This is a genomic window from Phenylobacterium koreense, from assembly GCF_040545335.1.
Lineage (GTDB): Bacteria > Pseudomonadota > Alphaproteobacteria > Caulobacterales > Caulobacteraceae > Phenylobacterium > Phenylobacterium koreense.
Genome location: NZ_JBEPLU010000001.1, coordinates 1,064,551 through 1,083,224, shown reverse-complemented (window position 1 = coordinate 1,083,224; position 18,674 = coordinate 1,064,551). Strand labels below are relative to the sequence as shown.

The following is an 18,674-nucleotide window of genomic DNA, read 5'->3' as shown; positions in this document are numbered from 1 at the left end:
GGCCGATCCTAGCGAGGCGCCAGGATCATGATCATCTGGCGGCCTTCCATGCGCGGCTCGTACTCGACCTTGGCCACTTCGTCGAAGTCGGCCTTGACCTGCTGGAGCAGCTTCATGCCAAGTTCCGGGTGGGCCAGCTCGCGACCGCGGAAGCGAAGGGTGACCTTCACCTTGTCGCCTTCGTCGAAGAAGCGATGCATCGCCTTGGTTTTGACGTCGTAGTCATGGGTGTCGATATTCGGGCGGAGCTTGATCTCCTTGATCTCGACGACCTTCTGACGCTTGCGCGCTTCGTTCTTCTTCTTCTGTTCCTGGAACTTGAACTTGCCGTAGTCCAGGATCTTGCAGACCGGCGGATCCGCATTCGGGACGATCTCGACCAGGTCGAGGCCGGCTTCTTCGGCGGCTTCCATAGCGGCCGAAGTTGGCATCACCCCCTGCTTCTCGCCATGCTGGTCGATAAGCAGAACCTTGGGGACGCGGATCTCATCATTGATGCGCGGTCCGTCTTTGACGGGCGGCGCCTGCATCGGGCGGCGAATAGGCTTTCGCTCCTAGAGCTGTTGTAACGGATATGGCCGGCAGCAGAGGGCTCCGGTCAGCCCGCCATATATGACTAAGGCGCCCGGCCCAATCAAGCGGCGCTAGGCCTGCGGAAGCAATGCGTTGGCGGCCTGTAGAACCTCGGCCACAGGCAGGTCGGCCAGATTCCCCGCCCGCAGCACGGTCACCTGGCCCCGCGGCGCGGCGAGCTGAGGGTCGGATGCGCTCGAGAACAGCACCACGGTTGGCGCGCCGGTGGCTGCGGCCAAGTGCAGCGGCCCGGTGTCGTTGCCGACCACCAGGGCGGCCTTGGCGCCCAGCACCGCGATGCGGGCGAAGTCGGTGCGGCCGGTCAGGTCCCGCGCCCGCGGCACCTCGCGCTGGATCTGCCGGGCCAGGGCGCTTTCCTGCGGCCCGCCGATGATCACGATGTCATAGCCGCGGTCGAAGAGGATTTTGCCGAGCTGGCCGTACCGCTCGGCCGACCAGCGCTTGTCCAGCCGGTGGGCCGATCCGCCCGGAATGAACAGGGCATAGGGCTTGGGCTTCACGCCCCCCGGCACCGGCCGGGTCTCGGACGGCTTGGGCAGCACCCAGGAAAGATCGGGCCCCGGCGCGGTCCCCGGCTCGGTCGGTGCATCTGGCCAGATGCCGGCGTACTTGAGCTGGTCGGCGTGCCGCTCCAGCGTGTGCATGCGGTTGCGGTTGGGGTTCTTGTGCGGCAGCGAGCACCCGGCGGCGATGCCCGACCAGTCGGGCGGGAAGGGCGCCAGCATGTGGAAGATCCGCGCCGACTGGGCCGAGGTCTGCAGGTCGTAGACCCGGTCGTACTTGGCGCCCTTCAGCCGCTTGCGCAGGGCCAGCCACTCGCCCAGCCCGCCCGGACGCCCGTCGGTTTCGACCGCATTGAAATAGGGGCAGGCCTTGGCCAGCGACTCGAACGGCGGCGTGGTCAGCAGGGTGATGTGGGCGCGCTTGTGCGCCTGGCGGATCTTCTTCATCGCCGCCAGCGCCAGGACGAAGTCGCCCAGGGCCGACAGCTTGATAACCAGGATCTTGCGGACTTCCTTGGCCATCAGCCGAGCTGCTCCCCGCGGCGGGTCGCGAGCACGCGAGCATAGGCCTCGAGGGTGGCCTCGCACATGGCCTCGACGGAATAGAGCCGCCGCGCGCGATTGGCCGCGGCCTGACCCATGGCGGCCAGCCGGGCCGGGCCCAACTCCACCGCCTTGGTCATGGCGGCGGCCCAGGCGTCGGCGTCGTCGACCTTCACCAGCCAGCCGGTCTCGCCATGGATCACCGTCTCGGTGGTTCCTCCGTGATTGGAGGCCAGCACCGGCTTGCCCATCACCTGCGGTTCGACCGCCGTCCGCCCGAAGGCTTCCGGCTTGGTGCTGGGCAGCATGGCCAGGTCACAGATCTGATAGGCCGCCGGCATGTCGTCGCAGTGGCCGACCAGGCGGATCTGCTCGTCCAGCCCGGCTGCGGCGATGGCCGCCTCGACCTCCTGGCGATAGTCCGTCCGGCCCTGGTCGTCGCCGACGAACAGGATCAGGAAGTCGTCGCGGTTCATCCGCCGGGCGGCCTCGATCGCCAGCAGATGCCCCTTGATACGGGTCAGGCGGCCGGCCAGCAGCAGCTTCACCCGCCGGTCCTTGGGATCCACGCCCCAGGCGGCCCGGAGTTGGTCCACCCGCTCGGGCGCCACCCAGCTCGGATTGAACCGCTCAAGGTCCACCCCACGCGGAATGGAGACGATCCTGGCCGGGTCGATCCTGTGTTCGGCCAGCACATGGTCGCGGGTGTAGTCGGAATTGGCGATCACCAGGTCGCCGCGGGTCATCACCGCATTGTACCAGCGCTTGAGGCTGTTCTTCGCGCCATAGACCCCGTGATAGGTGGCCACGAACGGCGTCTTGGTCGCCTGCGCCGCCCACAGGGCCGAGAAGGCCGGCGCCCGGCTGCGCGCATGCACGATCGAGACCTTCTCGCGGCGGATCAGGTCCGCCAGCCGCGCAGCGTTGCCCAGCATCACCAGCGGGTTCTTGGTCTGCACCGGCATCTGCGCCAGGCGTCCGCCGTCGGCCTCCAGCCGCGCGGTCATGCGCCCGCCCCGTGTGGCGACGAGCGCCTTGCCGCCGGCGCGCACCACCGCGTCGGCGATATCGATCGTCGTCTGTTCGGCCCCGCCGGTGTCGAGCTCGGGCACGACCTGCAGGAGTGTGAAGTCGGGGGGAAGGGTCACGCGTTCTGCATAACGCAAGCATCATGCAGGTAAAGCCCGCGGAGGCGCTTAACGATGTCACAAGCCCGCGTTATGAGGCCGTCCATGGTTGAGACGGCGGGATTCCTTGAGCGCCCTGACGGCGCGAAACTGGCTTGGCGGCGCATCGAGGGCGAAGGCCCCACCGTCGTCTGGCTGGGCGGGTTCAGGTCGGACATGGCCGGAACCAAGGCCCAGGCCCTGGCCGACTGGGCCGCCTCGGCGGGCCGGCCTTACGTCCGCTTCGACTATTTCGGCCATGGCGAGTCAGAGGGCGACTTCGCCCACGGCACGATCACCCGCTGGCGCGAGGACGCCCTGGCGGTGCTGGACAAGCTGGTGATGGGCCAGGCGGTGCTGGTTGGCTCGTCCATGGGCGGCTGGCTTTCCTGCCTGACCGCAGCCGCCATCCCCGACCGCATCCATTCCCTGGTGCTGATCGCCCCCGCGCCGGATTTCACCGAAAAGCTCATGGCGCCGGAAATGACTCCGGCCGATCGCGCGGCGCTGGAGGAGGCCGGCGTCTGGTGGCGGCCCTCGGAATACGGCGATCCCTATCCGATCAGCCGCAACCTGCTGGAGGACGGCGCACGCTGGTCGATCCTACCTGGACCGGTCAATCTCGACATGCCGGTCCGCATCCTGCAGGGCGGAGCCGACCCGGACGTTCCCTGGCGTCATGCGCTGGAACTGGCCCAGGCGATCCATGGCGAGGACGTGGTCTTCACCCTGATCAAGGACGGCGACCATCGCCTGTCGAGGCCGCAGGACATCGCTCGCCTGATCGCGGCGATTGAGGAGGTCCTGGCCTCGCCGCGCTGACCCGAGGCCGTCATCCCCCTGCCTTCAGGATCGCCGCCAGGCCTTCGCGATAGGTCGGAAAGGCCGGCCGCCAGCCCAACTCGGCCTTGGCCTTGGCGTTCGAGACCCGCTTGGTCTCGTCGTAGAACCGCCGCGCCTGGGGCGGCATGGCGCCGAAGTCCACCAGGCGTTCTGGCGGCGCCTCGACACCCAGTAGCTGCGCCGCATAGGCGATCACCGCGCTGTTCGGCGCCGGCTCGTCGTCGCACAGGTTGTAGATCCCGCCGGCCCGAGGCCTGGCGATCGAGGCCTCCAGTCCGGCGGCCAGGTCTTCCACGTGGATGCGGCTGAAGACGTGGCCGGGCAGGGCGTAGCGTATCGCGCGGCCGTCCCGCAGCCGGTCGAAGGCGGACCGGCCAGGACCGTAGATCCCCGGCAGCCTGTGAACAGTCACGGTCAGCCCCATGCCGCGACCGACCTCCAGCCAGTCGCGCTCAGCCGCCACCCGGCGCGCGCCCTCGGGCGAGCGGGCGGCCAGCGAGCTCTCCTCGAACACCCAGCCGCCACGCCGGTCGCCATAGACGCCGGTGGTGGAGAGGTAGCCGATCCAGTCGGGAAACGCCCCGGCCCTGGCCAGGGCCGGGACCAGCACCTGCAGCGCAGGGCAGCCCTCCGGTCCCGGCGGAGTCGCGACCAGGACCGCCTGGGTCCGCCCGAGCCGCTCGGCGATGGCGGCCTTGTCGCCGGCCGGGACGGGATCGATACCGTCGGCCCGCATGGCCGCGGCGGCCTCCGGGTCACGATAGGTGGCCGAAACCGCCCAGCCCTTGGCGGCCATCCGGCGCGCCAGGGCCTTTCCCGCGAACCCGTATCCGTAGATCAGGAGCCGCAAGGGCTACAGCAGCTCCTTGATCGCCTTGCGGGCGGCGTCGGCGAACTCCGGCCGTTGCAGCGCGAAGGCGATATTGGCCCGCAGCAGGCCGATCTTGTCGCCGCAGTCATAGGTGACGCCCTCGTACTCCAGGGCGTGGAAGTCCTGCGTCTTCATCAGCTCGGCCATGGAGTCGGTGAGCTGGATCTCGCCGCCGGCGCCCTTCCCCTGCCTTTGCAGCAGGTCGAAGATTTCCGGTTGCAGGACATAGCGGCCCGAGATGAAGAGGTTGGAGGGTTCGGTCCCCGGCGCGGGCTTTTCCACCATGCCGGTCATGCGGTTCAGACGGCCGTCCTGCCCGTCCAGCGCCACGATGCCGTACTTGTGCGCCTCGCCCTCCGGAGCGGGCTCGACCACCACGATATTGCCGCCGGTTTTCTCATGCGCGGCGATCGCCTGAGCCAGGGCGGGAGTCTTGGCCGCCATCAGCATGTCCGGCAGCATCACCGCGAAGGGTTCGTCCCCGATGATGTCCCGGGCGCACCACACCGCATGACCCAGGCCCAGCGGCGCCATCTGGCGCACGAAGCTCATCGAACCGGGGGTCAGAATATCCCGGCGCACCTCGGTCAGGACGTCCAGCTTGCCCTTGGCCTCCAGGGCGCCCTCGATCTCGGGATTCCCGTCGAAGAAATCCTCGATCGCGCCCTGGCCGCGGCTGGTGATGAACACGAAGTGCTCGATCCCCGCGGCGCGAGCCTCCTCGATCACGTAGGACAGTATCGGCCGGTCGAAAACGTTCAGCAGGTTCTTTGGCGTGGCCCTGGCTACGGGCAGAACCCGCGTCCCCAGACCAGCCACTGGCAACACCGCCTTACGCACGCGCTTTGTCATGCATCCTCCGATTGTTCCCCGACGTTATGAGGGGATGCGCGAAATTTGCGGTCACGCCCAGCGCAAATCTTCGGCAAGCGCCTGCAAATTTGACGATCTGCCCGTTTCATGAACGGAGTTGGGAACTCACGAGAGCGTGACCTGTTCTCGTGGCGCTATCGATCATCTGTAAAAAGGGCGTTTCATGAACTTCCGCAGCTACTCGACCATCGTCGCCGCTTCGGCCCTGGCCCTCACCCTGGCCGCTTGCAACAAGCCGGCTGAGGAGCCGGCCGCCGTCGACACCACCACTCCGCCGGCCGACACCATGACGGCGACGCCGCCGGCCGATGCGGCCACCACGCCGCCAGCCACCGGCTCGATGGCGACCACGCCGCCCCCGGCCGACGCCATGACGACGACCCCGCCGCCTGCGGATACGACGACGCCGCCCGCGAAGTAGGCGGCTACTCTACAGTCACCGATTTGGCGAGGTTGCGCGGCTGGTCGACGTCGGCGCCCTTCTGAACGGCCACGTGATAGGCCAGCAGTTGGATGGGCGCCGAGAAGACCAGCGGCGCGATCAGCGGATCGCACTTCGGCGCCGTGACCACCACGCGCGCGCCGGCCGGTGCGTTCCGCTCGCCTTCGGGGTCGGTGATGAAGACGACCTGGCCGCCCCGGGCCATGACCTCGCTCATGTTCGAGGCCGACTTTTCGAAATAGCTATCGAAGGGCGCCAGGATGACGATCGGCGTCGCCTCGTCCACCAGGGCGATCGGGCCGTGCTTCAGTTCGCCGGCGGCATAGCCCTCGGCGTGGATATAACTGATCTCCTTGAGCTTCAGCGCGCCTTCCAGGGCCATGGGATACATCGGCCCACGGCCCAGATAGAGCACGTCGCGGGCCTTGGAGACGTCCACCGCGATCGCGCGGACGGCCTCTTCCAGATTGATCGACTCGGCGATCAGGCGCGGCGCCTCCAGCAGCACGCGCACCAGCCGGTTCTCCTCGGCCTCGTCGATCTTGCCGCGCTGGCGGGCGGCGGCCACGGCCAGGGCGCTCAGCATGGCGACCTGGGCGGTGAAGGCCTTGGTGGAGGCCACGCCGATTTCCGGCCCGCAGTGGATCGGCCAGATCACGTCGGCTTCCCGGGCGATGGTCGATTCCACTGTGTTCACCAGGGCCGCGCTCTGCATCCCCTTGGCCTGGCAGTAGCGGAAGGCGGCGAGGGTGTCGGCGGTCTCGCCTGACTGCGAGATGGCGATGGCCAGCGAGCCGGCGTTCAGGGCGGGTTCGCGGTAGCGGAACTCCGAGGCGACCTCGACGTCGACCGGCAGATCGGCCATCCGCTCGATCAGATACTTGCCCAGCAGGCCGGCGATATAGGCCGTGCCGCAGGCCACGATCTGGATGCGGTCGATCTTGGCGAAGTCGATGTCGCCGGGGATCTTCGTGCGCGTGGTCAAGGTGTCCACATAGGCCGCGATGGTGCGCTGGCACCCTTCCGGCTGGTCGTGGATCTCCTTTTCCATGAAGTGGCGATAGTTGCCCTTCTCCATCACCGCGGCGGAGGCGGGCAGGGTCTTGATCGGGCGCTCGACCAGCGCGCCGCCGGCGTCGAAGATCCGCGCGCTGCCGTGGTCGATGATCACGTAGTCGCCGTCTTCCAGATAGGCGACCCGGTTGGTGAACGGGCCGAGCGCCAGCCCGTCGGAGCCGACGAACATCTCCCCGTCGCCATAGCCGACCGCCAGCGGCGGGCCGTTACGCGCGCCCATGACCACGTCGGTGTCGCCGCCGACCAGCACGGCCAGGGCATAGGCGCCGCTCAGCCGGTCCAGCGTGGCCTTGAACGCCGCCAGCGGCTCCAGGCCGGCGTTCAGGTTCTCGTCGATCAGGTGGGCCACGACCTCGGTGTCGGTGTCGCTGGCGAACACGCGGCCCTTGGCCTCCAGTTCGGCGCGCAGTTCCGCGAAATTCTCGATGATGCCGTTGTGCACCACCGCCACGCGGCCGGCGATGTGCGGGTGGGCGTTGCGTTCGGTCGGCGCGCCGTGCGTGGCCCAGCGGGTGTGGCCGATGCCGGTGGCGGCGACCAGCGGCTGGCGCTCCAGCACCGCCTCCAGCTCGCGCAGCTTGCCGGGCGCGCGGCGGCGTTCCAGCACCCCGTTCACCTGCGCGGCGACCCCGGCGCTGTCATAGCCGCGGTACTCCAGGCGCTTCAGGCTTTCCACCAGCCGTCCGGCCACCGGAGACTTCCCGACGATTCCGATGATGCCGCACATGCCGACTGGTTCCTTTCATCGCGCGCAAGCGTGATAATCCTGCGTCGCCTTTAGCATTCGCAAATGCGACGTCGACTAAATCTGAGTTTCGTATCGTTTCGGGAAGACGCATGAGCAAGCGCGCCTACTTCGGCACCGACGGCATCCGCGGGGAAGCCAACAGCCATCCGATGACCGCCGAGGTGGCGCTGCGCGTCGGGCTGGCCGCCGGCAAGCTCTTCATGTCGCAGGCCGACCGCCGGCATCTGGTGGTGATCGGCAAGGACACCCGCCTGTCCGGCTACATGGTCGAACCGGCCCTGGTCGCCGGCTTCGCCAGCGTCGGCATGGACGTGCGCCTGCTGGGCCCGATGCCGACCCCGGGGGTCGCGATGATGACCCGGTCGCTGCGCGCCGATCTCGGGGTGATGATCTCCGCCTCGCACAACCCCTACACCGACAACGGCGTCAAGCTGTTCGGTCCCGACGGCTACAAACTCTCCGATGAGCGGGAGATGGAGATCGAGGCGCTGATGGGCGCTGGTCTCGCCGAGGGCCTCGCCCCGGCCACCGAGCTCGGCCGCGTCGCCCGGGTGGACGACAGCCAGGCCCGCTACGTCGAAATCGCCAAGGCGACCTTCCCCCGCCGCCTCAGCCTCTCGGGCCTGCGCATCGTGATCGATTGCGCCAATGGCGCAGCCTACAAGGTCGCTCCCGTGGTGCTCTACGAACTGGGCGCCGAGGTCATCAAGATCGGGGTCAACCCCGACGGCACCAACATCAATGAGGACTGCGGCTCGACCCATCCGGAAGCCGTCGCTCGGGCGGTGAAGGAGTTCCGCGCCGACGTCGGGATCGCCCTGGACGGCGACGCCGACCGCCTGGTCATCTGCGACGAGAAGGGCCACATCGTCGACGGCGACCAGATCATGGCGCTGATCGCCGATTACTGGACCAAGCGCGGCCGCCTGTCCGGCGGCGGGGTCGTGGCGACGGTGATGTCGAACCTCGGCCTGGAGCGGTTCCTCGCGGCCCGCGATCTGAAGCTCGAACGCACCAAGGTCGGCGACCGCTACGTGATGGCCCGCATGCGCGAGGGCGGTTTCAATCTCGGCGGCGAGCAGTCGGGCCACATGATCCTCTCGGACTTCTCGACCACGGGCGATGGCCTGCTGGCCGCCCTCCAGGTGCTGGCGGTGATGAAGGCCTCCGACAAGCCGATGAGCGAGTTGGCCCGCCAGTTCGAGCCGGTGCCGCAGCTCCTGCAGAACGTGCGCTTCGCGGGCGGCAAGCCGCTGGAGAGCGACGCGGTCAAGGGCGTCATCGCCAAGGCCGAGGAGCGCCTGAACGGCTCGGGGCGGATCGTGGTCCGCGCCTCGGGCACCGAGCCGCTGATCCGCGTCATGGCCGAGGGCGACGACGAGAAGCTGGTCAACGAGGTGGTCAAGGACATCGTCGGGGCCGTGAAGAAGGCCGCCGCCTGATGCAGGACCTGGAGGGCTTCATCCTCGGCCTTCCGAAGGCCGAGCTTCACCTGCACATCGAAGGCAGCCTCGAGCCCGAGCAGATGTTCGAGTTCGCGCGCCGCAACGGCGTTGCGCTGCCCTTCGCCAGCGTCGAGGAGGTGCGGGCCGCCTACGCCTTCTCGAACCTCCAGGACTTCCTGGACATCTACTACCAGGGCGCCCGCGTCCTGCTGACGCGCCAGGACTTCCACGACCTGGCCATGGCCTATTTCCGGCGGGTGGCGGCCGATGGCGCGCGCCATGCCGAGATATTCTTCGACCCCCAGACCCATACTGAGCGCGGCGTGCCCTTCGACGTCGTGGCCGACGGCCTGCTCGCGGCCATGGACCAGGCGCAGGCGGAGCTGGGCGTCACCTCCAAGCTGATTCTCTGCTTCCTGCGCCACCTCTCCGAGGACGACGCCTTCGCGACCCTCAATCACGCCGACCCCTATCTCGATCGCATCGTCGGGGTCGGCCTGGATTCCTCCGAGGTCGGGCATCCGCCGTCCAAGTTCGAGAAGGTCTTCGCCGCCGCCCGCGCTCGCGGCCTGAAAGTCGTCGCCCACGCCGGCGAGGAGGGGCCGCCCGCCTATGTCTACGAGGCGCTCGACCTCCTGGAAGTCGACCGGATCGACCACGGCAACCGCGCCCTGGAAGACGCGGCCCTGACCCAGCGCCTGGTGCTCGAGGGCATGACCCTGACGGTCTGCCCGCTCTCGAACCTCAAGCTCTGCGTGGTGGACGACCTGGCCGCCCACCCCATCCGCCGAATGCTGCAGCTCGGCCTGCGCGCCACGGTCAACTCGGATGACCCGGCCTACTTCGGCGGCTATCTCGGCCAGAACTGGGTCGAGACGGCCAAGGCGGTCGGGCTCACCCGCGACGAGCTCGTCACCCTGGCGCGCAACAGTTTCACCGGCTCCTTCCTGACCGACGACGAGATCGCCGCCCACCTGGCCGAGATCGACCGCTACGTCGCCGAGGCCGCCTAGGCTTCGAGCGCCAGCAGGGCGAAGGTCGCCAGCCAGTGCTCGCCCATATAGTCGCCGGCCACGTGCTCCAGCCCTGCGGCCAGGTGTTCGTCGGCCGCGGCCAGGGCGACCGGGCGGGCCGGGTCGGTCAGGGGCAGGGCCTTGGAGATCGAGCGCCAGCACCAGGCTCTTGAGAGGTTCAGGCCATCCAGGTGCGCGATCTTGCCGTCGCTGCGGTCACTGACCATGGCCGGGGTGAACAGGGCCTTGGGCCGTCGCTCCGCGATATCCGGCAGGAAGTTGGACAACCAAGGAAGAAAACCTGCCGATGGCAGCACCTGCCGAAGGCATTCGGCCTCGATCAAGGTGGGCGAAAGGAAGTCGTCCCCGCTCGGCTCCCAGGCCTGGGCGCCGGCGTCGTCCAGGTACCAGCGACGGGCCGTCGCCTCGATCAGTGTGGCCAGTTCCTGGTCCCCGACCTGGCGCGCGTAATCGCTGGCGAGAGTCAGGGCAAAGGCGGTGTTGTAGTGGGTCCCGGTGCGGATCGGATAGGTGGCCTTGGGGAGGAAGTCTTTGAAACGGTTGGCGAAAGCTACACCCAGCGGCTGCAGCGCCGCGCCCCACGGCGCGTCGTGGCGCTCCAGTTCCGCCGCCAGCATCAAGAGCCAGGCCCAGCCATAGGGCCGCTCGAAGCCGGCGCTGGTCGGCCGCTGGAGATAGGCCAGCTCCCCGGCGACCTTCTCCGGAACGACCATCTCGTTGAAAAGGCGGCGGATATCTTCCGCCGCCGGCATGTCCGGCAGCCGCCTCAGCAGCCGCGCCAGCAGCCAGTAGCCGTGGACGCAGGAGTGCCAGTCGAAGCTGCCGTGGAAGATCGGGTGCAGCACCCGCGGCGGTAGGACGTCCTCGTCGCCCGCCAGCACCTGGTCGAGCTTGAAGGGGTAGGGACGGCGGACATGGCCCAAGGCCAGCCGTGCGAACTTCTCGCCAAGATCTTGATTCAGCTCAGAAACGGAAGGCAAGGACATACATCAGCGCCGTGTTTGCGAAGAGGAGGAGGATGGCGGTCGGGACCTGGGCCCGGATCACGCCGTTGCGGTCCGACAGCTCCAGCAGGGCCGCCGGCACGACGTTGAAGTTCGCGGCCATCGGCGTCATCAGCGTCCCGCAGAACCCGGACAGCATCCCGATGGCCCCGACGATCGCCGGATTTCCCCCGAATTTCAAAACGATAAGCGGAAGCCCGATGCCGGCGGTCATGACCGGGAACGCCGCGAACGCGTTGCCCATGATCATCGTGAAGATCGCCATGCCGAAGGTGTAGGCCGCCACCGCCGCCATCCGGCTGCCCTCGGGCAGGGACTGGCCCGCCAGTTGACCGATGGCCTCGCCGACCCCGGCCGCGGCGAAGACCGCGCCCAGCGCGGCCAGCATCTGCGGCAGCACCGCCGCCCAGCCCACCGTGTCGAGCAGCCGGCGGCCCTCCTGCAAGGGCGTGGCGGGGCGCGCTCGCAGCATCGGCATGGCGATGGCCAGGGCGGCGAAGACGCCGAGGATCAGCGAAACCAGCGTCGCCTGCTTGGGATCGACCAAGCCCGCCAGCTCCGGGCGCTTGAAGGCGAAGGTCCCGGCGAGCGCCGTGAGCGGTATGGCCAGGGCCGGCAGGAAAAGGCGATTTCCCAGCCGCGCCGCGCTCTCTGTCCGCTCTTCCGGCCCGGTCGTAGCAGGCTCGCCGCGGCCCAGGCCCCCGAAGCCGGCGACAAGCACCATGGCGATCACGACCAGGCCGTTCGCGAAGTCCGGCAGATGCGATCCGAACAGGAACGAGACCGCGAAGAGGCCCCAGAAGGCCGTGTTTTTCCAACGCTTTGGGTTCGACGCGTCGCGCACGCTCAGCACCGCGATCGCAGCGAAGAAGGCGCCGCCGATCAGATAGAGGGTCTCCAGGCCGATCATGCCTTCGCCCCTTCGGCCAGGGTGCGGGCGATGCGGCGGTCCAGCAGTGTCAGCCGCGTTCCGTGGATCGTCAGGGCGATGACCGCGGTCGGAATGGCCCAGACCGAGAGCTGCAAGGGCTCGACCAGGATGCCGTTCTGCTCGAGGAAGCCCTTGATGAGCAGGATCGAGGCGATGGCGATGAAGATATCTTCGCCGAAGAAGAGGGCGATGTTGTCCACAGCCGCCGCATGCGCCCGGATCGTCTGGCGCGCACGGTCCGGCAACTCCCCGTGGCGGGTCTCGGCTGCGGCCTCGGCCATGGGGGCGATCAGCGGCCGCACCATCTGGGCATGGCCGCCCAGCGAGGTGAGGCCCAGGGCGGCGGTGATCTGCCTGACGATGAAGTAGAGGATGAGCAGACGGCCGGTGGTGGCGGTGCGCACCTGGCCGATTAGGGTCTTGGCGCGTTCCTGCAGGCCTGCGCGCTCCAACAGGCCGATAACCGGCAACACGGCCCAAACCACGCTGACATAACGGTTTTCTTTAAACGCCTTGCCGAAGGTCTCAACGACCTCGACCAGGTTGAGGCCCCCGGCCAGCCCGGTGACCAGGGCCGCGACCGTCACCACCAGCAGCGGATTGAGACGGGCCATGAAGCCCGCCACGACGACGATAATTCCTACAAGCGACAGCACTGGCGCCGGTTCCCTCTCGCGGACGTGAACTCTAGCGACGGACGATCATCCCGCAATCAGGCAGAGCGCCCGCATCCACCGACTTATCCACAATGCAGGCGGCTTGATGGAGCAAAGCCTGTTCTTGCGCGTATTGATTGACGAGGCGGCAGCACTTTGCAGAAGCGTTAATTCGTGTCAGCCTCACCAAGTCAGCATCGCTCGACCGATGTTGATCGATAAAATGGATGGGAGCGAAACATGCCACGCAACGTCGCGTTCGGTGGCGTATCGCGGGGAGCAGCAAGAGGTCTGACCTCGATCGCTTGCCTCGCGTTCGTCGCTGTCCTGGCCATAGCCTTCTGGGCAGGCGCCCTTTGGATCGGCAACACCCTGATACAGCTTCTGGCCCCTTGAAGCTGAGTTGTCGGCCGGCCTAGGCGCGGCCGACCGATGCGTACTTGAAGCCCCGGCTGCGGACCTCTTCGGGCTTGTAGATGTTGCGTAGGTCGATGAGCACCGGGGACTTCATGGATTGCTTGACGCGTTCCAGGTCGAGCGCGCGGAACTGGTCCCATTCGGTGATGATCACCAGCGCGTCCGCGTCCTGGGCGGCTGCATAGGCGTCGTCCTTGAAATCGACATCGCGCAGAAGCTGGCGCGCCTCGTGCGCGCCTTCGGGATCGTAAGCCTGGACGCTCGCGCCCAGCGCCTGCAGCGCCGGGATGATGTCGAGGCTGGGCGCATCGCGCATGTCGTCGGTGTTCGGCTTGAAGGTCAGGCCCAGCACGCCGATGGTCTTGCCGGCAAGGTCGCCGGCCAGCGCCGTCGATACCTTGCCGGACATGGCCTTCTTCCGCGCGTCGTTCACCGCCACGGTCGTCTCGATCAGGCGGACGGGCGTGCCGGCGTCGGTCGCGGTGCGCACCAGGGCCAGAGTGTCCTTTGGGAAGCAGGACCCGCCATAGCCCGGCCCCGCGTGAAGGAACTTGCCGCCGATGCGCTTGTCGAGACCGATGCCGCGGGCGACCTGCTGCACGTCGGCGCCGACCGCTTCGCAGAGATCGGCCATTTCGTTGATGAAGGTGATCTTCATCGCCAGGAAGGCGTTGGCCGCGTACTTGATGAGCTCGCTGGTCCGCCGGCCGGTGAACAGGATCGGCGTCTCGTTCAGGAATAGCGGCCGGTAGAGCTCGGTCATGACCGGGCGCGCACGCTCGTCCTCGATGCCCACCACCACACGGTCGGGGCGCTTGAAGTCCTCAATAGCCGCGCCTTCGCGGAGGAATTCGGGATTGGAAACCACGGCGAATTGGGCGTCCGGCCGCCGGGCGCGGATGATCTTCTCGATCTCGTCGCCAGTGCCGACCGGAACCGTGGACTTGGTGACGATGATGGTGAAGCCGTCGAGCAGGCCGGCGATCTCCTCGGCTGCGGCGTAGACGTAGGAAAGGTCGGCGTGGCCGTCGCCCCGGCGCGAGGGCGTGCCGACCGCGATGAACACCGCGTCCGACTTCCTCACCGCCTCGGCGGCTTCGGTGTCGAAGTGCAGCCGGCCGGCGCGGACGTTCTGCGCCACCAGCAGGTCCAGGCCCGGCTCGTAGATCGGGATGCCGCCGGCCTTCAGGCGCTCGATCTTGCTGGCGTCCTTGTCGATGCAGGTCACGTCGTGACCGAAATCGGCGAAACAGGCCCCGCTCACCAGCCCCACATAGCCAGTGCCGATCATCGTGACGTGCATGGATTACCCTTTGGCGTGCGTGTTCCGCCTTTCACCATGGCGGCGCCGCTTGGTCCAGTTAGGAACAGCGGCCAGCCGGCTCAGCAAGACCCGCGCCGCCCAGCCCGCCGATCAGACTTCCTGGTTGTAGGCGCCGACTTCCGGATGCGCGGCCAGCCGCGGCTTCACTTCCTGGCGGAACAGGGCGCGCATGTCGTCTTCCGACTGGGTGCTCTCGACGACCACCACGATCTCCGGCTTGTTGGACGAGGCGCGGACCAGGACCCACGATCCGTCTTCCAGGGCCACCCGCACGCCGTTGACGGTGATGACCTCGACGATCTTGCGGCCCAGGATCGTTCCGCCGGCCTTGGCCAGCGCTTCGTACTCAGCCACCACCTTGTCGACGACACCGTACTTCACCTCGTCGGCGCAGTGGGGCGACATGGTCAGCGATGTCCAGGCCACGGGCAGGGCGGCCTTGAGCTCCGAAAGCTTCTTGCCCGGATTGCGGTCGAGCATGGCCAGTACGGCCGCCGCTGCGGTCAGGCCGCAGTCGTAGCCATAGCCGAGGGGCTGGTTGAAGAAGAAGTGACCGCTCTTCTCGAAGCCCGCCAAGGCCCCGATCTCGGCGGTTTTGCGCTTGATGTAGCTGTGGCCGGTCTTCCAGTAGACCGTCTTGGCGCCATTGGTCTTCAGCACCGGATCCGTGGCGAAGAGGCCGGTGGACTTCACGTCCACAACGAAAGTCGCGTCCTTGTGCAGCGCCGACAGGTCGCGCGCCAGCATCAGGCCGATCTTGTCGGCGAAGATCTCCTCGCCGGTGTCGTCCACCACGCCGCAGCGGTCGCCGTCGCCGTCGAAGCCGAGGGCAAGATCGGCCCCATGCTCTTTGACGGCCTTGGCCATCTCCTTGAGCATCTCGTGGTCTTCGGGGTTGGGGTTGTAGCGCGGAAAGGTCCAGTCGAGATCGCAGTCCATCTCGACCACCTCGACGCCCATCCGCCGCAGGGCGTCCGGGGCGAAGGCGCCGGCCGTGCCGTTGCCGCAGGCGCAGACCACCTTCAGAGGCCGCTTGACCGCCACGCGCGACGAAACGTCGGCGATATAGGTTTCGGCGAAGCCCTCGACGTGGGTGAGCGAACCCCCGGCCCTGGTCTTGCCTTCGCCACCCAGGACAATCTCCTTCAGGCGGCCCATCTCCACCGGGCCGAAGGTCAGCGGGCGCTGAGCGCCCATCTTCACGCCGGTCCAGCCATTCTCGTTGTGGCTGGCGGTGACCATGGCCACGCACGGCGCATTCAGCGCGAACTGCGCGTAGTAAGCGACCGGCGAAAGCGCCAGGCCGATGTCCACAACCTCACAGCCGGCGGCGACCAGGCCGACGGTCAGGGCCTGCTTGATGGACAGCGAATAGGACCGGTAATCGTGGCCCACTACGATCTTCGTCTGGCCCAACTCCTGGATGTAGGTCCCCAGGCCCAGACCCAGCGCCTCGACGCCAAGCAGGTTGATCTCGGGGCCGAACAGCCAGCGCGCGTCGTACTCTCGGAAGCCGGTCGCCTTCACCAGTGGAGTCACTTCGTACTCGAAGGTGTTGGGCTTCAGATCGGCGCGCGGGGTAGGCAGCATCGTAACTCCGTTATCTCTCTGGCCGCTCTTAAGTGGCGGTCAGACCTTAAGGCCAAGCCAACGCGATACTGGAGCGCGCGTTTCGTGACGGATGTCAGACGCCGGCGCGCACCAGGTCGTGAACACGCAAAATGCCTACCGGCCGATCATCTGCGACCACGAATAGCACAGTCACCATCGGCAACGGGTCGCTCATCAGCGCGAGGGCTTCGGCCGCCAGCATGTGGGGAGGTGCGGTCTTTTTAGGGCCGGGCGTCATCACCTCGCCAGCGGTGTGACCGAGCAGGCCGTCCAGATGCCGGCGAAGGTCGCCATCGGTGATCACGCCCTTGAGGGCGCCGGAGCCGTCGACCACGCCGACGATCCCGAACGCCTTTTCCGTCATGATCAGCAGAGCCTCGGACATCGGCGTGTCCAGGCCGACCAGCGGCAGTTCCTCGGCCCCGTGCATCAGGTCGCCGACCGTGCGCAGCATGGCGCCCAGCTTGCCGCCTGGATGGAAGATCTTGAAATCCTTGGCGGTGAAGCCACGTCGTTCCAGCAGCGAGACGGCCAGGGCGTCGCCCAGGGCGATCTGCAGGGTGGTGGAGGTGGTGGGCGCCTTGACCTCCGCTGTCACCTCGGGGGCGTCGGCGAGCTTCAGCACCACGTCCGCGGCTTGGCCGAGCGGGCTGTCGTCCGATGAGGTGATGGCGATCAACGGGATGTGAAACCGGCGGGAATAGGCGATCACGTCCGCCAGTTCCTGATTTTGTCCGGACTTCGAGAGGGCGAGAATCACATCGCCCTCGGCGATCATGCCCAGGTCGCCGTGGCTGGCCTCGTTGGCGTGCACGAAGAAGGCCGGGGCGCCGGTCGAGGCGAAGGTGGCGGCGATCTTCTTGGCCACGTGGCCTGACTTGCCGATTCCGGTGCAGATCACCCGGCCCCTGGCGTCGTGGAGCAGGTCGACGGCGCGGGCGAAGTCGGCGCCCAGCCCTTGCGCCTGCAGACGCAAGGCGTCGGCCTCGGCGGTAAGTACGCGGCGGCCGACGGCGACGGCGTCGAACTCGGTCATGGTGGTAGCGCCTGTCATTTGGTGGGGCTGAGCGCCTGGGTCTGTGCGTCGGCGACCGCCTCGCGCGCGGCCTTGATCCGGCCCTCGGAGGCCTCGGTCTCGCGCTTCATCGCCGCCTGCATCCTGGCGGTCTGCTGGATCGGCGTATGGCCGAACGGACCGGGCGCGCGCGCGCCCAGGCCCTGAGGCCAGACGGCGGCCAGGGCGACAAGCGCCAGCGCCAGCGCCGCGATCAGCGGAAAGAACAGCCGATTAGACATCGAGCCTCATATAGCCAGGGCCGCGCGCGGCGGCCAGCGGACCTTGACGCTCGCCCTGGCGGGCCTTAGCCCCGAACTCCCCTTGCCAGATGGAGCGCGCCCCTTGCCGACCCTGATCCTTCTCCGCCACGGTCAGAGCCAGTGGAACCTCGAGGACCGCTTCACCGGATGGGTGGACGTCGACCTGACCGCCGAGGGCGAGGCCCAGGCGAAGAAAGGCGGGGAACTGATCAAGGCCGCGGGCCTGCAGATCGACCGGGCCTACACCTCGGTGCTGACCCGCGCCATCCGCACCCTGTGGCTGGCCCTGACCGCCGCAGGCCAGGTCTTCGTGCCGGAAACCAAGGATTGGCGGCTTAACGAGCGCCACTATGGCGGTCTCACCGGCCTCAACAAGACCGAGACCGCGGCCAAGCACGGCGAGGATCAGGTGAAGATCTGGCGCCGGTCCTACGACGTTCCGCCGCCGCCGCTGGCGCCCGGCGGCGAATTCGACTTCTCCAAGGACCGCCGCTATGCCGGCGCGCTCCTACCCGACACCGAAAGCCTGAAGACTACCCTCGACCGCGTGCAGCCCTATTGGGACGCCGAGATCGCGCCGCACCTGGCCAGGGGCGAGACGCTGCTGATCGCCGCCCATGGCAACTCGCTTCGCGCGATCGTGAAGCTGCTGTTCGGCCTCTCCGACGAGGCGATCATCGGGGTCGAGATCCCGACCGGAAACCCGCTGCTCATCGAGCTGGACGCCAAGTTGAAGCCGACCAGTTCGCGCTATCTCGACGAGGCGCGCGCTACGGCTCTGCCCGAACTCGCATGATCGACCAGGCCGACCTCCAGCACATGCGCCGGGCCATCGGCTTGGCGCGGGAGCATGTCGGCCTGACCGCCTCCAACCCCAGCGTGGGCTGCGTCATCGTCAAGGACGGCGCGGTCGTCGGCGAAGGAGTGACTGCGCAGGGGGGGCGCCCTCATGCCGAGGAGCAGGCCTTGCTCCAGGCCGGCGAAACGGCGGCCGGGGCGATCGCCTATGTCACGCTGGAGCCCTGCGGCGCCCGCTCGTCGGGCGCGGCCTCCTGTTCGGAGCTCCTGAGCCGTGCGGGCGTGGCTGAGGTCGTAATCGCCTGCGAGGACGCCTCGCCCTTTGCGTCCGGCCAGGGCGCAGAGCGACTGCGAGCGGCCGGGATCAGGGTTCGCCTCGGCGTGCTCGCCGACGAGGCGCAGGGGCTCTACGCCGACTACACGCCCCCAAGGGCCTGACGCGGAAAGCTTCACGGGAAAGGCGGCGTTAAGGGCGCG

At 67.8% G+C, this 18,674-nt stretch carries 19 protein-coding genes; 6 read left to right on the top strand and 13 right to left on the bottom strand.

Translation table 11 applies throughout. From position 1 onward, the window contains the following. Window positions 1-8: 8 nt before the first annotated feature. The 3 genes from infC to ABID41_RS05305 all read right to left on the bottom strand — a co-directional run bounded on the left by infC (window position 9) and on the right by ABID41_RS05305 (window position 2,788). Window positions 9-530, bottom strand: coding sequence for a translation initiation factor IF-3 (infC, locus tag ABID41_RS05315; RefSeq protein ID WP_331930906.1), 522 nt, complete (start codon window positions 528-530; stop codon window positions 9-11). A 114-nt stretch (window positions 531-644) separates the two neighbouring features. Continuing rightward, window positions 645-1,619, bottom strand: a complete 975-nt coding sequence (locus ABID41_RS05310; protein ID WP_331930904.1) for a glycosyltransferase family 9 protein — start codon at window positions 1,617-1,619, stop codon at window positions 645-647. Further along, window positions 1,619-2,788 (bottom strand): glycosyltransferase family 4 protein, encoded by a 1,170-nt coding sequence (locus ABID41_RS05305; RefSeq protein WP_331930902.1) that lies wholly within the window; start codon window positions 2,786-2,788, stop codon window positions 1,619-1,621. The genes ABID41_RS05310 and ABID41_RS05305 overlap by 1 nt, the downstream gene beginning before the upstream one ends. An 84-nt stretch (window positions 2,789-2,872) precedes the next feature. On the opposite strand from ABID41_RS05305, the gene ABID41_RS05300 reads away from it, so the two are divergent. Continuing rightward, complete coding sequence (locus ABID41_RS05300; RefSeq protein ID WP_331930900.1) at window positions 2,873-3,628, top strand: alpha/beta fold hydrolase; 756 nt, start codon at window positions 2,873-2,875, stop codon at window positions 3,626-3,628. 10 nt (window positions 3,629-3,638) lie between these two features. Here ABID41_RS05300 and ABID41_RS05295 read toward each other — a convergent pair whose 3' ends face one another. Beyond that, a complete protein-coding gene (locus ABID41_RS05295; protein ID WP_331930898.1) occupies window positions 3,639-4,499 on the bottom strand; it encodes an SDR family oxidoreductase in 861 nt (286 codons plus the stop codon). Window positions 4,500-4,502: 3 nt separating this feature from the next. After that, entirely contained in the window at window positions 4,503-5,372 is an 870-nt protein-coding gene (locus ABID41_RS05290) for a UTP--glucose-1-phosphate uridylyltransferase (protein WP_331930896.1), read from the bottom strand. A gap of 184 nt (window positions 5,373-5,556) precedes the next feature. Between ABID41_RS05290 and ABID41_RS05285 the strand changes: the two genes are divergently transcribed. After that, window positions 5,557-5,814: a hypothetical protein gene (locus ABID41_RS05285; protein WP_354297256.1), complete on the top strand. Its 258-nt coding sequence runs from the start codon at window positions 5,557-5,559 to the stop codon at window positions 5,812-5,814. Between the two features lie 4 nt (window positions 5,815-5,818). On the opposite strand, the gene glmS is transcribed toward ABID41_RS05285, so the two are convergent. Continuing rightward, window positions 5,819-7,639 carry a glutamine--fructose-6-phosphate transaminase (isomerizing) gene (glmS, locus tag ABID41_RS05280; protein ID WP_331929356.1) on the bottom strand — a complete coding sequence of 607 codons (1,821 nt, stop codon included), beginning with the start codon at window positions 7,637-7,639 and terminating at the stop codon, window positions 5,819-5,821. A 110-nt stretch (window positions 7,640-7,749) separates the two neighbouring features. On the opposite strand from glmS, the gene glmM reads away from it, so the two are divergent. After that, window positions 7,750-9,102, top strand: a complete 1,353-nt coding sequence (glmM, locus tag ABID41_RS05275; protein ID WP_331929354.1) for a phosphoglucosamine mutase — start codon at window positions 7,750-7,752, stop codon at window positions 9,100-9,102. Beyond that, entirely contained in the window at window positions 9,102-10,118 is a 1,017-nt protein-coding gene (locus ABID41_RS05270) for an adenosine deaminase (protein ID WP_331929352.1), read from the top strand. The genes glmM and ABID41_RS05270 overlap by 1 nt, the downstream gene beginning before the upstream one ends. On the opposite strand, the gene ABID41_RS05265 is transcribed toward ABID41_RS05270, so the two are convergent. From ABID41_RS05265 to ABID41_RS05235, 7 genes are all read right to left on the bottom strand, one after another. After that, the gene (locus ABID41_RS05265; RefSeq protein WP_331929350.1) at window positions 10,115-11,125 is read right to left on the bottom strand and encodes a DUF2891 domain-containing protein; all 1,011 of its coding nucleotides are present in this window, start codon (window positions 11,123-11,125) and stop codon (window positions 10,115-10,117) included. The two genes, ABID41_RS05270 and ABID41_RS05265, sit on opposite strands and share 4 nt — an antisense overlap. After that, window positions 11,103-12,053, bottom strand: a complete 951-nt coding sequence (locus ABID41_RS05260) for a DUF979 domain-containing protein (protein ID WP_354297255.1) — start codon at window positions 12,051-12,053, stop codon at window positions 11,103-11,105. Before ABID41_RS05260 ends, ABID41_RS05265 begins: the two co-directional genes overlap by 23 nt. Continuing rightward, window positions 12,050-12,730 carry a DUF969 domain-containing protein gene (locus ABID41_RS05255; protein ID WP_331931995.1) on the bottom strand — a complete coding sequence of 227 codons (681 nt, stop codon included), beginning with the start codon at window positions 12,728-12,730 and terminating at the stop codon, window positions 12,050-12,052. Before ABID41_RS05255 ends, ABID41_RS05260 begins: the two co-directional genes overlap by 4 nt. 415 nt (window positions 12,731-13,145) lie before the next feature. Further along, on the bottom strand, window positions 13,146-14,450 hold the full coding sequence (locus ABID41_RS05250; protein WP_331931996.1) for a UDP-glucose dehydrogenase family protein: 1,305 nt from the start codon (window positions 14,448-14,450) through the stop codon (window positions 13,146-13,148). A 111-nt stretch (window positions 14,451-14,561) separates the two neighbouring features. Beyond that, the gene (locus ABID41_RS05245; RefSeq protein ID WP_331931997.1) at window positions 14,562-16,061 is read right to left on the bottom strand and encodes a phosphomannomutase/phosphoglucomutase; all 1,500 of its coding nucleotides are present in this window, start codon (window positions 16,059-16,061) and stop codon (window positions 14,562-14,564) included. Window positions 16,062-16,155: 94 nt separating this feature from the next. Further along, window positions 16,156-17,118: a KpsF/GutQ family sugar-phosphate isomerase gene (locus ABID41_RS05240; protein WP_331931998.1), complete on the bottom strand. Its 963-nt coding sequence runs from the start codon at window positions 17,116-17,118 to the stop codon at window positions 16,156-16,158. Between the two features lie 14 nt (window positions 17,119-17,132). Further along, window positions 17,133-17,378, bottom strand: a complete 246-nt coding sequence (locus tag ABID41_RS05235) for a hypothetical protein (protein ID WP_331931999.1) — start codon at window positions 17,376-17,378, stop codon at window positions 17,133-17,135. Window positions 17,379-17,481: 103 nt separating this feature from the next. Here ABID41_RS05235 and gpmA point away from each other — a divergent pair, with 103 nt between their 5' ends. Then, window positions 17,482-18,195: a 2,3-diphosphoglycerate-dependent phosphoglycerate mutase gene (gene gpmA, locus ABID41_RS05230; RefSeq protein WP_331932000.1), complete on the top strand. Its 714-nt coding sequence runs from the start codon at window positions 17,482-17,484 to the stop codon at window positions 18,193-18,195. Continuing rightward, window positions 18,192-18,635, top strand: a complete 444-nt coding sequence (locus ABID41_RS05225) for a bifunctional diaminohydroxyphosphoribosylaminopyrimidine deaminase/5-amino-6-(5-phosphoribosylamino)uracil reductase RibD (RefSeq protein WP_331932001.1) — start codon at window positions 18,192-18,194, stop codon at window positions 18,633-18,635. Before gpmA ends, ABID41_RS05225 begins: the two co-directional genes overlap by 4 nt. Window positions 18,636-18,674: the final 39 nt, after the last annotated feature.